The organism is Pseudomonas sp. C1C7 (genome assembly GCF_013359595.1).
GTDB lineage: Bacteria > Pseudomonadota > Gammaproteobacteria > Pseudomonadales > Pseudomonadaceae > Aquipseudomonas.
The window spans coordinates 17216-29815 of record NZ_JABFMP010000018.1 but is presented as its reverse complement, the minus strand read 5'-3'; the positions used below and the strand labels follow the sequence as shown (position 1 = coordinate 29815).

The following is a 12600-nucleotide window of genomic DNA, read 5'->3' as shown; positions in this document are numbered from 1 at the left end:
CGCGGGCATGGAGTCCAGATGCCAGCTCTCTACGTGATGATCCCGGCCGCACTGCTGATCGTGGCCATCGCTATCTACATTTTCTTCTGGGCGGTCGACAGCGGTCAGTACGACGACCTCGACGGTCCGGCCCACAGCATCCTGTTCGACGACCAGGACCCCAACCACACCGCAGCCGTCGACGAGGCCAGCGGCCAGCCGGCCAAACCCGACGACAAGGCGCCGCCCCATGCTTGAACTGGCGCCCCTGCTGGTGTCTGCGGTGATTCTCGGTCTGCTCGGTGGCGGTCATTGCCTGGGCATGTGCGGCGGCTTGATGGGCGCGCTGACCCTGGCGATCCCCAAGGAGCAACGCAGTCGCCGCTTTCGCCTGCTGCTGGCCTATAACCTGGGACGCATCCTCAGCTATGCCCTCGCCGGCCTGCTGATCGGCCTGGCCGGCTGGGCGGTGGCCAACAGTCCGGCGGCCATGTTCATGCGCGTGCTCGCCGGGCTGTTGCTGATTGCCATGGGCCTGTACCTGGCCGGCTGGTGGAGCGGCCTGACCCGCATCGAAAGCCTCGGCCGCGGCCTGTGGCGACACATTCAGCCCGTGGCGAACAAGCTGCTGCCGGTGTCGAGCTTCCCCCGCGCGCTGCTGCTGGGCGCGCTCTGGGGCTGGCTGCCGTGCGGCCTTGTCTACAGCACCCTGCTGTGGTCGGCCAGCCAGGGCAATGCGCTGGACAGTGCGCTGCTGATGCTGGCGTTCGGCCTCGGCACCTGGCCAGTGCTGCTCGCCACGGGGCTGGCGGCAGAACGGGTGACGGCGTTGTTGCGCAAACGCAGCGTGCGTATGACAGGCGGTTTGCTGGTGATCCTGTTCGGCATCTGGACCTTGCCGGGGCCGCATCAGCATTGGTTGATGGGGCACTAGAAGCAAAAGATCGCAGCCCTGTAGCAGCCGCCGAAGGCTGCGTCCGAGGACGCAGTCCTCGCAAATTCGAAATGCACGTAATTCCGGAAGATGGCAGACACAGGTTTTGCGACGGCTTCGCCGCCGCACGCAGCCTTCGGCAGCGGCTACAGAACCGCGTTCGCCGTTGACGCAAATCAAGATCCCCAAATGCCCCACCCCCTAGACTGGCCAGCACCGCCAGCCGATTCCGGGGGATGCCCGCATGCTGCTCGACACCATTCGTTGGGATACCGATCTGATCCGCCGTTATGACCTGGCGGGTCCGCGCTACACCTCTTATCCGACCGCGGTGCAATTCAACGCCCAGGTCGGCAGCTTCGACCTGTTCCACGCCCTGCGCGAAAGCCGCAAGGCCTTGCGCCCGCTGTCGCTGTACGTGCACGTGCCGTTCTGCGCGAACATTTGCTACTACTGCGCTTGCAACAAGGTCATCACCAAGGACCGTGGCCGCGCCCTGCCCTACCTGCAGCGCCTGGAACAGGAAATCCAGCTCATCGCCTGCCACCTCGATCCGCAGCAGAAGGTCGAGCAACTGCATTTCGGCGGCGGCACACCGACCTTCCTCAGCCATGACGAACTGCGTCAGCTGATGGCGCACCTGCGCGAGCACTTCAACCTGCTCGACGACGATTCCGGCGACTACGGCATCGAAATCGATCCCCGTGAAGCCGACTGGTCGACCATGGGCCTGCTCCGTGAACTGGGCTTCAACCGCGTGAGCATCGGCGTGCAGGACCTCGACCCTGCAGTGCAGCGCGCGGTCAATCGGCTGCAAACCCTGGAGCAGACTCGCGCGGTGATCGATGCCGCCCGCACCCTGCAATTCCGTTCGATCAACATCGACCTGATCTACGGCCTGCCGAAGCAGACTCCGGACAACTTCGCCCGCACCGTCGAAGAAGTCATCCACCTGCAGCCGGACCGGCTCTCGGTGTTCAACTACGCCCACTTGCCGGAACGCTTCATGCCGCAGCGGCGCATCAACGGCAATGACCTGCCGACGCCTGCGCAGAAACTGGAGATGCTGCAGCGCACCATCGATCAGCTGACCGCGGCCGGCTACCGCTACATCGGCATGGATCACTTCGCCCTGCCTGACGACGAACTGGCGATTGCCCAGGAAGAATCGACCCTGCAACGCAACTTCCAGGGCTACACCACCCACGGCCATTGCGATCTGATCGGGCTTGGCGTGTCGGCGATCAGCCAGATCGGCGATCTGTACTGCCAGAACAGCAGCGACCTGACCCAGTACCAGAGCAGCCTGGCCTCGGCGCAACTGGCCACCAGCCGTGGCCTGTTGTGCGACGCCGACGACCGTCTGCGGCGTGCGGTGATTCAACAGCTGATCTGCCATTTCCACCTGGTATTCGCCGAGATCGAACAGGCCTTCAATATCGATTTCCAGGGCTATTTCGGCGAACTTTGGCCGCAATTGCAGCAAATGGCCAAGGACGGGCTGATCGAACTGGATCGCGAAAGTATCAAGGTGTTGCCCGCCGGGCGTTTGTTGGTGCGTTCGGTGTGCATGGTGTTTGATGCCTATTTGCAGCAACACAGCCAGCAACGCTTTTCCCGGGTGATCTGACGGACTGCGTCAAATCCGCCATGCGCTGGCTTCAACGTCCTGCGCTGAGTTACCCTTACAGCCTATGTGTGTTTTCCCACAAGGATTGAAGAAATGTCCGAGCCAGTAAAACTGCGCACTCATAATCAGGCTCACTGCAAGGACTGCAGCCTGGCCCCGCTGTGCCTGCCACTGTCGCTGAATCTGGAAGACATGGATGCACTGGACGAAATCGTCAAGCGCGGCCGTCCACTGAAGAAAGGCGAGTTTCTGTTCCGCCAGGGTGACACCTTCGATTCTGTTTACGCCGTGCGTTCCGGCGCGTTGAAAACCTTCAACCTGAGCGATGCCGGCGAAGAGCAACTCACCGGTTTCCACCTGCCGAGCGAACTGGTGGGCCTGTCGGGCATGGACACCGAAAAGCATCCGGTGTCGGCACAGGCCCTGGAAACCACCTCGGTGTGTGAAATCCCCTTCGAACGTCTCGACGAACTGGCCCTGCAACTGCCGCAACTGCGCCGTCAGTTGATGCGGGTGATGAGCCGCGAGATTCGCGACGATCAACAGATGATGTTGCTGCTGTCGAAAAAGACCGCCGACGAGCGCATCGCCACCTTTCTGGTCAACCTGTCGGCACGGTTCCGCGCCCGGGGTTTCTCGGCCAACCAGTTCCGCCTGAGCATGTCGCGCAACGAAATCGGCAATTACCTGGGGCTGGCGGTGGAAACTGTGTCGCGGGTGTTCACGCGCTTCCAGCAGAACGAGCTGATCGCCGCCGAAGGCAAGGAAATTCGCATCCTCGACCCCATCCAGCTGTGCGCCTTGGCCGGTGGTTCGGTCGAAGGTTGATCGAGCCGATTTGCGGCTGAGCGAAACGGTTCAGCCGCCGTTATAATGCGCCGTTTTGCAGCCCTGCCAGGACACCACGACGATGGTCTTCGACTCCTTCGACATCAAATCCCTCATCCGCCCCGTGATCGACTTTCCCAAGCCGGGCGTGATCTTTCGCGACATCACCCCACTGTTCCAGTCGCCCACCGCCATGCGCGTGGTGATGGACAGCTTCGCCCATCGTTATGTCGAGGCCGATTTCACCCACATCGGTGCCATGGACGCTCGCGGTTTTCTGATCGGCTCGGTACTGGCCTATCAGCTGAACAAACCGCTGGTGCTGTTCCGCAAGCAGGGCAAGCTGCCAGCCGACGTGCTGGCCGAGGGCTACGCGACCGAATACGGCGAAGCCTTCCTGGAAGTGCACGCCGACAGCCTGTGCGAAGGTGATTCGGTGGTGATGTTCGATGACCTGATCGCCACTGGCGGGACCCTGATCGCGGCGGCGAACCTGATTCGCCGGATGGGTGCGCGGGTGCATGAAGCGGCGGCGATCATTGATCTGCCCGAGCTGGGTGGGTCTCAGCGGCTGGTGGATCTGGGGATTCCGACGTTCTGTCTGACGCAGTTTATGCTGTCCGAGAAGTAAGCGGCGCCTATCAGCAAGTCTTCGCGGGCAAGCCTCGCTCCTACAGGTTTCGATGGTGTATTGAACACCGCCCCACCTGTAGGAGCGAGGCTTGCCCGCGAAGGCGTCAGTCGCATCACCCTGGATTTCAAAGCCCCATCTGCTTGCTGATGATCTCGTTCATCACTTCCCGCGTCCCCCCGCCAATCGACAGTATCCGGTTATCCCGATACAGCCGCTCCACCAGACTCTCGCGCATGTAACCCAGGCCACCGAGGATCTGCACTGCCTCATGGGTGATCCGGTCAGCCGTATCGGTAGCCACGTTCTTGGCCATGGAAATCTCCTTGATCACGCTCTGCCCCACGGCCATTTTCGCCGCCTGCCGATAAGTGAATTCCCTTGAGACCTCCAGCGCCGTGGCCATTTCCGCGAGGCGGTGCTTGATCACCTGGAACTTGCCGATGGGCTTGCCGAACGCCTCACGCTCCCGAGCCCATTTCAGGCTTTCTTCCAGCGCAAGTTGCGCGGTCATGTTGGCCATCAGGGCCAGCGCCAGGCGTTCGCTCTGGAAGTTGCCCATGATGCAGGCGAATCCCATGTTCTCGCCGCCGATCAGATTGCCCACGGGCACCTGGCAATCATCGAAGAACAGTTCGGCGGTGTCCGAAGCCCACCAACCCATCTTTTTCAGCTGCCGGCCCACAGTGAAGCCGGGCGTACCCTTCTCGATCAGCAACAGGCTGATGCCGGCGAAACCGGGTTCGCCGGTGCGCACCGCGACCGTGTAGAAATCGGCGCGTACGCCGCTGGTGATGAAGGTTTTGCTGCCGTTGACCCGGTAGACATCGCCGTCGCGCACGGCGCGGGTCTGCAGGTTGGCCACGTCGGAGCCGCCGCCGGGTTCGGTGACGGCCAGGGCGCTGATTTTCTCGCCGGACAGCACCTGCGGCACCACCCGGTCACGGACTTCGGGCCTGGCCCATTTGAGGATCGGCGGCAGGCCGATGTCCAGCGAGCCGAGCCCGGCCACCAGACCGCCGGAGCCGCAGCGCATCAGTTCTTCGCTGGCGGCGACCTTGGCGAACAGATCGCCTTCATGGCTGCCGCCGAAGCGTTCCGGGTAACCAATGCCCAGAATTCCCGCCGCCCCGGCCTTGAGATAGAGCTCGCGGGGGAAGCTTTCGGCTTCTTCCCACTGGTCGATGCCCGGCAGAATCTCGCGTTCGACGAAACGCCGGACGCTGTCGCGGATCAGTTGGTGACTGGGGTCGAAGTAGTCGGCAAAGGCAGGCATCGGCGAACTCCACGGGAGGGGTTCGCCGACGTTAACCGAGCGCTTGCTTGGTTTTCAACCAATAAGAAGCAAGATCAAAAGATCGCAGCCTTCGGCAGCTCCTGCACGGGTATTGGCGTTTACCTGCAGGAGCTGCCGAAGGCTGCGATCTTTTGCTTTTTTACAGGGAAATAGGCTTACGCCCGGCAAACGAATGCGCCAGGGTCCCGCCATCGACCAGCTCCAGCTCGCCCCCCAGCGGCACGCCGTGGGCGATGCGCGAGGCGATCAGGCCTTTGCTGCTCAGCAGCTGGGCGATGTAGTGCGCCGTGGCTTCGCCTTCGACGGTGGGGTTGGTGGCGAGGATCACTTCGGTGAAGGTCCCCGCTTCCTCGATCCGCGCCATCAATTGCGGGATACCGATGGCTTCCGGCCCCAGGCCATCGAGGGGTGACAGGTGCCCCTTGAGCACGAAGTAGCGACCGCGGAAACCGGTCTGCTCCACCGCATAGACATCCATCGGCCCTTCCACCACGCACAGCAGCGTGTCGTCGCGCCGGGTGTCGGCGCACTGCGGGCACAGGTCGTCTTCTGTCAGCGTGCGGCACAGACGGCAGTGGCCGACCCCTTCCATGGCCTGGCTCATGGCCTGGGCCAGGCGCGCGCCGCCGCTGCGATCACGCTCGAGCAACTGCAACGCCATGCGCTGGGCGGTTTTCTGACCCACGCCCGGCAGCACGCGCAGGGCATCGATCAGTTGGCGAATCAAAGGGCTGAAGCTCATGGGGAAACATCCGACAAAACAACGAGACGCGGTTTATACCCGCGCCTCCGGTTAGCGTCAAATGGCCAGGGCCATCAGCCCTGGGCGACGCGAATCACCAGCTTGCCGAAGTTGCGTCCCTCCAGCAGACCGATGAACGCCTGAGGTGCGTTTTCCAGGCCATCGACCACATCTTCGCGGAATTTCACCTTGCCCGCACGCACCCAGGGCGCCATGGCGCTGCCGAACTCGGACTGACGGTCACCGTAGTCGTCGAACACGATGAAGCCCTGAATACGCACACGCTTGGTCAGCAGCGTGCGCTGCAACTGCGGCAGGCGATCCGGTCCGCTGGGCGCCTCGGTCGCGTTGTAGGAGGAAATCAGGCCGCACAGGGGAATACGCGCCTTGGGATTGAGCAACGGCACCACCGCATCGAACACCTTGCCGCCGACGTTCTCGTAATAGATGTCGATGCCCTGAGGGCAGGCCTTGGCCAGCTGATCGGCAAAGTCCGGGCTCTTGTGGTCGATGCAGGCGTCGAAGCCCAGCTCCTCCACCACGTAGCGGCATTTGTCGGCGCCACCGGCCACGCCCACCGCACGCAGGCCCTTGATCTTCGCCACCTGCCCGACCACCGAGCCCACGGCGCCAGAGGCGGCCGCGACCACCAGGGTTTCGCCGGACTTGGGCTGACCGATGTCCATCAGGCCCATGTAGGCGGTCATGCCGGGCATGCCCAGTACGCCGAGGGCCATGGAGGGGCTCGGCAGGCCCGAAGGGATCGGCATGATGCCGCGGCCATCATTGATGCTGTGGCTTTGCCAGCCCGTGGCGCCCACCACCAGATCACCTTCCTGGAACTTCGGATTGCGCGACTGCTCGACCCGGCTGACCGCGCCGCCGGTCATCACCGCACCGATTTCCACAGGCGCCGCGTAGGACGGCGCATCGCTCATGCGCCCGCGCATGTAGGGGTCCAGGGACAGGTAGAGGGTCTTGAGCAGCACCTCGCCGTCGGCCAGCTCGGGGAGCGCGACCCGCTCCAGGCGAAAGTTCTCCGGCGTCGGCGCGCCAACGGGGCGCGAGGCCAGGACGATGCGTTGGTTGAGGGTCATGGGGTCGGACATGGCAGCGTCTCCTTTGATCGATGGGTTCGGGGGTACAGGAAAGCAGACCTTTGGTTGCGCGATGGCGTTCGATGTTTTTCCGTTGTACCGAGTCGCGTTCTTCGCGGGCAAGCCTCACTCCTACAGGGTTCACCTCGGGCCTGCAGGAGCGAGGCTTGCCCGCGAAGGAAGGCGCCACATGCATTGGCCAAAAACAAAAATGCCAGGCGCAATGCCTGGCATTTTTTGTAGCTCATCCGACGCCCGACGGCGAATCAGAATGGCAGCTTCATGCCCGGTGGCAGTTGCATGCCGGCGGTCATGCTGCCCATTTTCTCCTGGCTGTTGGCTTCGATCTTGCGCACGGCGTCGTTGAAGGCGGCGGCGATGACGGCTTCCAGCATTTCCTTGTCGTCTTCGCTCAGGCCTTCGACCAGGCTCGGGTCGATGCTGATGCTTTTCACGTCATGACGACCGGTCATCACCAGGGTGACCATATCGCCACCGGCGCGGCCGGTGACTTCGGCGTTGGCCAGTTCTTCCTGCATCTTGGCCATTTTTTCCTGCATCTGCTGCGCCTGCTTCATCAGGCCGGCCATGCCACCTTTCATCATGGGAATCACCTCAAAAGTACCGGATTTAAACGTCGCCCGGCGCTATCGGCCGGACGCCTTCAGTTATTAGCCCTGACTGACCAGGGCTTCGACAGGTTCAATAGTATCGTTACGGATCACCGCACCGAACTGCTGCATCATTTGCTGGATGAACGGATCACCGTGGATCGATTTCTCGGCCTCGCGCTGGCGGTCTGCACGCCGGCGCGACGCCGCCTGGGCCGGGGTTTCCTGCTCGGGCTTGATCAGCTCCATGGTCAGCGTCAGGGTACGCCCGTGAAACTGGTTCAGCGCATCGTTCAGACGACGCTGCTGCGTGGCGTTGAACAGCGCGCTGTGGGCCGGGTCCAGGTGCAGCAGCCAGTTGTCGCCATCCACCGCGATCAGCGTGCAGTTGGCGGCGATGCTGCCGGTCATGCCGGAAATCGGCAATTTCGGGAACAGCTCCAGCCATTGCAAGGCCAGACCGGTGGCCGGCGCGGCGGCGGGCTCGGGTTCAGGCTCGGGCGCAGGTTCGGCGGCATGTTCGCTGGCCAGCTCATCGAGGTAGCTGTAGACCGAATCCATGTCCGGCTCGATGTAGTCCTCGTCCAGCGGCGGCTCGTCGTCCAGGTCCATGCCCGGCGTGGCGGCATCGACTTCGGCGACGGTCGGCTCCGGGATCGGCGCGGCGGCCCACTCCGGTGCGTCCGGGACCACGCTGTCAGGCGTCGGCGCCATCACCGGCGGCAACTCGGGTTGCTCGCTGACGGTGTCCAGCAGCGGCTCAACGGCGGGTTGCTGGGCTGCTTCTGGCTCCGGTTCTGGCTCGACCGGATCATTCCACGGCAGGTCAATCACCTCTTCGGCGACCGTCGCTTCGACCACAGGTTCGGGCGCCACCACCGGTGCAACGGGTTCAGGCTCAGGTTTCGGAACAGGCGCTGGAGCCGCCACCGGCGGCGCAGCGACCGGCGCCACTGCCGCAGCGACTACCGGTGCAGCAACCGGCGCGGCAGCCACTGCTTTCGCGGAATCAACTGTGGCCTGGCTGATCCCCACTGGCTTTAGCGCTTGCCTTGGGGCGTCAGCGGCGTCGGCAGGCCGGAAGGCGAGCATCCGTAGCAGCACCATTTCGAAGCCGCCCCGCGGGTCCGGCGCCAGAGGCAGGTCGCGACGGCCGATCAGGCCCATCTGGTAGTAGAACTGCACGTCTTCGGCCGGCAGAGCCTGGGCCAGCGCCAGCACCCGGTCACGATCGCCGTGACCGTTGTCGACGCCTTCAGGCAGGGCCTGGGCGATGGCGACACGGTGCAGCACGTTGAGAATTTCCGAGAGCACGCCGTTCCAGTCCGGGCCTTGTTCGGCCAAATGGCGCACCGCTTCGAGCAGTGCCTTGGCATCGCCTTCGATCAGCGCGTGCAGGACGTCATAGACCTGGCCGTGATCGAGGGTGCCGAGCATCGCCCGCACATCGGCGGCCAGGACCTTGCCTTCACCGAAGGCGATCGCCTGGTCGGTCAGGCTCATGGCATCACGCATCGAACCGTCGGCGGCGCGGCCCAGCAGCCACAGTGCATCGTCTTCGAACGGCACGTTTTCCACGCCCAGCACGTGGGTCAAATGCTCGACCACACGCTCGGGAGTCATGTTTTTCAGGGAGAACTGCAGGCACCGCGACAGAATCGTTGCAGGAAGTTTCTGCGGATCAGTGGTGGCCAGGATGAACTTGACGTAGGGTGGCGGTTCTTCGAGGGTTTTGAGCAGCGCATTGAAGGAATGGCTGGAGAGCATGTGCACTTCGTCGATCAGGTAGACCTTGAAGCGCCCACGGCTCGGGGCGTATTGCACGTTGTCGAGCAGTTCGCGGGTGTCCTCGACCTTGGTGCGGCTCGCGGCGTCGATCTCGATCAGGTCGACGAAGCGGCCCTCATCGATCTCGCGGCACACCGAACACTCGCCGCAAGGCGAGGAAGTGATACCGGTTTCGCAGTTCAGGCATTTGGCGATGATTCGCGCAATGGTGGTCTTGCCGACCCCACGCGTACCGGTGAACAGGTAGGCGTGGTGCAGGCGCTGGCTGTCCAAGGCATTGATCAGAGCCTTGAGCACATGGGTCTGGCCGACCATTTCGCGGAACGAGCGCGGACGCCATTTACGTGCAAGAACCTGATAACTCATCGAAAACCATCGCGGCGATAGAAGCGGAAGCGGCTAATGCTAGCGGAGCAAGGGCAAAATTGCATCCGGTGTACTCGTCTAAACTGGATAAGCTGCATTTCGGGAGCTTTTTATCAAAAATAGCGGAGCGTTTATGCGGCTGGCCATGGGGGCACTGCTGTCGATCAGCCTGAACGTATTCGCTGCCGAGACGCCGCTGCGCTTTGCCGTGTCCGACAGTTGGGCAATGCCGCTGGTGCAACTGGACCATGGCCGACCGACCCAGGGCATCCTGTACGACGTGATGCTCAGCCTCGCGACCCAGGTCGGCGCGCCCGCGGAGTTTCATGTGTTGCCCCGCAGCCGGGTGCAGATTGCCATGGAACACAACGAGATCGATGTTCGCTGCTACGTCGCCCAATCCTGGCTGCCGAACCTGCCCGACAACTATCTCTGGAGCGTCCCGCTCTGGACCCAGCCCGACCTGCTGGTCAGCCGCCCCGTCCCACCCACTGAGGTGATCCCGGCAAGCCTGCCACGCCAGACCATCGGCACCGTGCTCGGCTATAGCTACCCGACCCTGCAACCGCTGTTCGACGCCAATCAGCTGCTACGGGACGACGCCCGCAATCAGGAACTGGTGCTGGAAAAACTCCTGGCCGGCCGCAATCAATACGCCGTCAGTAATCAATGGACGCTGGACTGGTTCAATCAGCGATTGCTGCCGGATAGACAACTGCGCAGCGTGGCGGTGCTGCAGGAGCAAAGCCTGGGCTGCTTCGTGCGCAATGATCCGGATGTGCCGGCGCAACGGATCCTGCGCACGTTGGTGCGGATGAAAATGTCCGGGGAGATTGATGACATCATCAGGTTGTATTTCGGCGCCAAGCCGTAGCACCTTGTGGGTTTCAGACAACCTGATCCATCTGCCGCCACTGCGATGGCGCGACAAACCCCGCCACCCAGTCCGGCACTGCCGAAGGCGGCATCGGCTGGGCGATGAAGTAACCCTGGGCCACTTCGCAGCCCAATCGCAGCAGCAATTCACCGTGCTCGGCACTTTCCAGCCCTTCGGCAATCACCTGCCGGCCGAACGCCCGGGCCAGGCCGATCACCGCGGTGGTCAGGGCAAGGTCGTCGCGGTCATGCAGGATGTCGCGCACGAAGGACTTGTCGATCTTGATGGCCTGGGTCGGCAGGCGTTTGAGGTAGCTCAGGGACGAGTATCCCGTGCCGAAATCCCCCAGCGAAAACTGCACCCCCAGCGCCTGACAGGCCCGCAGGCAATCGCTGACGTGCTGGATGTTCTCGATGGCGACCGCCTCGACGATTTCCAGATCCAGCCGCTGCGGGTCGACGTCGGCGTGTCGCGCCAGCACGGTTTTCAGGCGTTCGACAAAGTCCGTGCGCTGAAAATGCCGCGCCGCGATGTTCACGCTCACCGGCCAGTCATGCCCGGCCTGCTGCCATTGATCCAGCTGCGTCAGCACCCGGTTCATCACCCAATCGCCGATCTCGACGATCAGGTCGGTCTCCTCGACCAGCGGCAGAAACTCCCGGGCAGGCACCGTGCCCTTTTGCGGATGGTCCCAACGCAGCAGCGCCTCGAACCCCACGACTTCGCCGCTGCGCATATTGATCTTGGGCTGAAAGTGCAGATGCAACTCGTCGCCTGCCAATGCCTGGCGCACCTGCTCCACGGTCTGGTAGGTGGCCTTGACCTCCTGATCCCGGGACACATCGAACAAATGAAAGCGCTTGCGACCGCTCTGCTTGGCCACGTACATCGCCTGATCGGCGTGGCGCAGCAGGGTTTCGGCGTCTTCATTGTCGTGAGGGAACAAAGTGACGCCGATGCTGGCGAACACATGCATTTCCTTGCCGGCCAGTGAGTAAGGCATCGATATCGCTTCCAGCACCCGATCCAGCGCGGCGTGCAGTTCCGGCAGATCCCGCACATGACGCAGCACCAGCACGAACTCGTCACCGGCCAGCCGCGCTACCACGTCTTCGCCGCGCAGGATGCCACGCAATCGTTTGGCTACCTCCACCAACAAGAGATCGCCCGTGGCATGCCCATAGCCATCATTGACCGCCTTGAAGCCGTCAAGATCAAGCATGCACACCGCCAATGGAGTGCCTTTGACCCTGGAGAACTCCAAAGCCTGGTCCAGCAGATCCGAGAGGAATGCGCGGTTGGGCAAGCCGGTCAGCACGTCGTGCCCTACCCGCCATTGCAGGGTGTGGAGCAGCTCGCGCTTTTCGCTGATATCGAAACGGATCGACAGATAACGCTCGACACGCCCCGTGGCCTTGTCGAGCACGGGCACCACGGTGCTCTCTACCCAATACAGGCTGCCGTCTTTCGCGCGGTTGCAGATTTCACCCTTCCAGACATTGCCTGAAGCGATGGTGCGCCACATGCCGGAGAAAAACTCAGCCGAGTGCGTGCCGGAATTGAGCAGACGATGGTTTTGCCCAAGCAGCTCTTCGCGGCTGTAGCCGGAGACTGCACAGAATTGATCATTGACGTGGGTAATCCGGCCGGTGGGATCGGTCTCGGAAAAAATCGCGGCGGCATCCACGGCCCTGCGGTACTTCTCATCCATGAGTCAGACTCGCTGTCGCTGACATTGGCGGTGCAAGCCTGTGAGGCAGCAGGCTGCCCAGAGACTCTCGAAACGCGGTTAAGCGAACGCCATGTTGGCTTCTATTTGT

12 protein-coding genes are annotated in these 12600 nt (G+C 62.7%); 6 read left to right on the top strand and 6 right to left on the bottom strand.

Translation table 11 applies throughout. The features are described 5' to 3' along the window. Positions 1-18: 18 nt before the first annotated feature. The 5 genes from ccoS to HNO86_RS16250 all read left to right on the top strand — a co-directional run bounded on the left by ccoS (position 19) and on the right by HNO86_RS16250 (position 4002). On the top strand, positions 19-237 hold the full coding sequence (gene ccoS / locus HNO86_RS16270) for a cbb3-type cytochrome oxidase assembly protein CcoS (RefSeq protein WP_175377963.1): 219 nt from the start codon (positions 19-21) through the stop codon (positions 235-237). Further along, positions 230-913 carry a sulfite exporter TauE/SafE family protein gene (locus HNO86_RS16265; RefSeq protein WP_175377962.1) on the top strand — a complete coding sequence of 228 codons (684 nt, stop codon included), beginning with the start codon at positions 230-232 and terminating at the stop codon, positions 911-913. The genes ccoS and HNO86_RS16265 overlap by 8 nt, the downstream gene beginning before the upstream one ends. A gap of 247 nt (positions 914-1160) precedes the next feature. Further along, on the top strand, positions 1161-2543 hold the full coding sequence (gene hemN, locus HNO86_RS16260; protein WP_175378039.1) for an oxygen-independent coproporphyrinogen III oxidase: 1383 nt from the start codon (positions 1161-1163) through the stop codon (positions 2541-2543). Positions 2544-2636: 93 nt separating this feature from the next. Next, positions 2637-3371 carry a fumarate/nitrate reduction transcriptional regulator Fnr gene (gene fnr, locus HNO86_RS16255; RefSeq protein ID WP_110967175.1) on the top strand — a complete coding sequence of 245 codons (735 nt, stop codon included), beginning with the start codon at positions 2637-2639 and terminating at the stop codon, positions 3369-3371. 82 nt (positions 3372-3453) lie between these two features. Further along, positions 3454-4002: an adenine phosphoribosyltransferase gene (locus tag HNO86_RS16250; protein ID WP_175377961.1), complete on the top strand. Its 549-nt coding sequence runs from the start codon at positions 3454-3456 to the stop codon at positions 4000-4002. 127 nt (positions 4003-4129) lie between these two features. Here the strand turns inward: HNO86_RS16250 and HNO86_RS16245 are convergent, their stop codons facing one another. The 5 genes from HNO86_RS16245 to dnaX all read right to left on the bottom strand — a co-directional run bounded on the left by HNO86_RS16245 (position 4130) and on the right by dnaX (position 9903). Next, positions 4130-5278 carry an acyl-CoA dehydrogenase family protein gene (locus HNO86_RS16245; RefSeq protein ID WP_175377960.1) on the bottom strand — a complete coding sequence of 383 codons (1149 nt, stop codon included), beginning with the start codon at positions 5276-5278 and terminating at the stop codon, positions 4130-4132. A 160-nt stretch (positions 5279-5438) separates the two neighbouring features. Beyond that, on the bottom strand, positions 5439-6041 hold the full coding sequence (gene recR, locus HNO86_RS16240) for a recombination mediator RecR (RefSeq protein ID WP_175377959.1): 603 nt from the start codon (positions 6039-6041) through the stop codon (positions 5439-5441). A 74-nt stretch (positions 6042-6115) separates the two neighbouring features. Continuing rightward, a complete protein-coding gene (locus HNO86_RS16235) occupies positions 6116-7150 on the bottom strand; it encodes an NADP-dependent oxidoreductase (protein WP_175377958.1) in 1035 nt (344 codons plus the stop codon). 254 nt (positions 7151-7404) lie between these two features. Beyond that, positions 7405-7743 carry a YbaB/EbfC family nucleoid-associated protein gene (locus HNO86_RS16230; protein ID WP_175377957.1) on the bottom strand — a complete coding sequence of 113 codons (339 nt, stop codon included), beginning with the start codon at positions 7741-7743 and terminating at the stop codon, positions 7405-7407. A 66-nt stretch (positions 7744-7809) separates the two neighbouring features. Then, positions 7810-9903: a DNA polymerase III subunit gamma/tau gene (gene dnaX / locus HNO86_RS16225; protein WP_175377956.1), complete on the bottom strand. Its 2094-nt coding sequence runs from the start codon at positions 9901-9903 to the stop codon at positions 7810-7812. 133 nt (positions 9904-10036) lie between these two features. Here dnaX and HNO86_RS16220 point away from each other — a divergent pair, with 133 nt between their 5' ends. Beyond that, positions 10037-10777 (top strand): ABC transporter substrate-binding protein, encoded by a 741-nt coding sequence (locus tag HNO86_RS16220; protein ID WP_175377955.1) that lies wholly within the window; start codon positions 10037-10039, stop codon positions 10775-10777. A 13-nt stretch (positions 10778-10790) separates the two neighbouring features. Here the strand turns inward: HNO86_RS16220 and HNO86_RS16215 are convergent, their stop codons facing one another. Next, entirely contained in the window at positions 10791-12491 is a 1701-nt protein-coding gene (locus HNO86_RS16215) for a bifunctional diguanylate cyclase/phosphodiesterase (protein ID WP_175377954.1), read from the bottom strand. Positions 12492-12600 lie beyond the last annotated feature (109 nt).

Bases quoted from the DNA above. Each gene is read 5' to 3' on its own strand.
- HNO86_RS16230 (WP_175377957.1), bottom strand. From the start codon at position 7,743: ATGATGAAAGGTGGCATGGCCGGCCTGATGAAGCAGGCGCAGCAGATG.
- HNO86_RS16215 (WP_175377954.1), bottom strand. From the start codon at position 12,491: ATGGATGAGAAGTACCGCAGGGCCGTGGATGCCGCCGCGATTTTTTCC.
- HNO86_RS16220 (WP_175377955.1), top strand. From the start codon at position 10,037: ATGCGGCTGGCCATGGGGGCACTGCTGTCGATCAGCCTGAACGTATTC.
- fnr (WP_110967175.1), top strand. From the start codon at position 2,637: ATGTCCGAGCCAGTAAAACTGCGCACTCATAATCAGGCTCACTGCAAG.
- recR (WP_175377959.1), bottom strand. From the start codon at position 6,041: ATGAGCTTCAGCCCTTTGATTCGCCAACTGATCGATGCCCTGCGCGTG.
- dnaX (WP_175377956.1), bottom strand. From the start codon at position 9,903: ATGAGTTATCAGGTTCTTGCACGTAAATGGCGTCCGCGCTCGTTCCGC.
- ccoS (WP_175377963.1), top strand. From the start codon at position 19: ATGCCAGCTCTCTACGTGATGATCCCGGCCGCACTGCTGATCGTGGCC.
- HNO86_RS16250 (WP_175377961.1), top strand. From the start codon at position 3,454: ATGGTCTTCGACTCCTTCGACATCAAATCCCTCATCCGCCCCGTGATC.
- HNO86_RS16245 (WP_175377960.1), bottom strand. From the start codon at position 5,278: ATGCCTGCCTTTGCCGACTACTTCGACCCCAGTCACCAACTGATCCGC.
- HNO86_RS16265 (WP_175377962.1), top strand. From the start codon at position 230: ATGCTTGAACTGGCGCCCCTGCTGGTGTCTGCGGTGATTCTCGGTCTG.
- HNO86_RS16235 (WP_175377958.1), bottom strand. From the start codon at position 7,150: ATGTCCGACCCCATGACCCTCAACCAACGCATCGTCCTGGCCTCGCGC.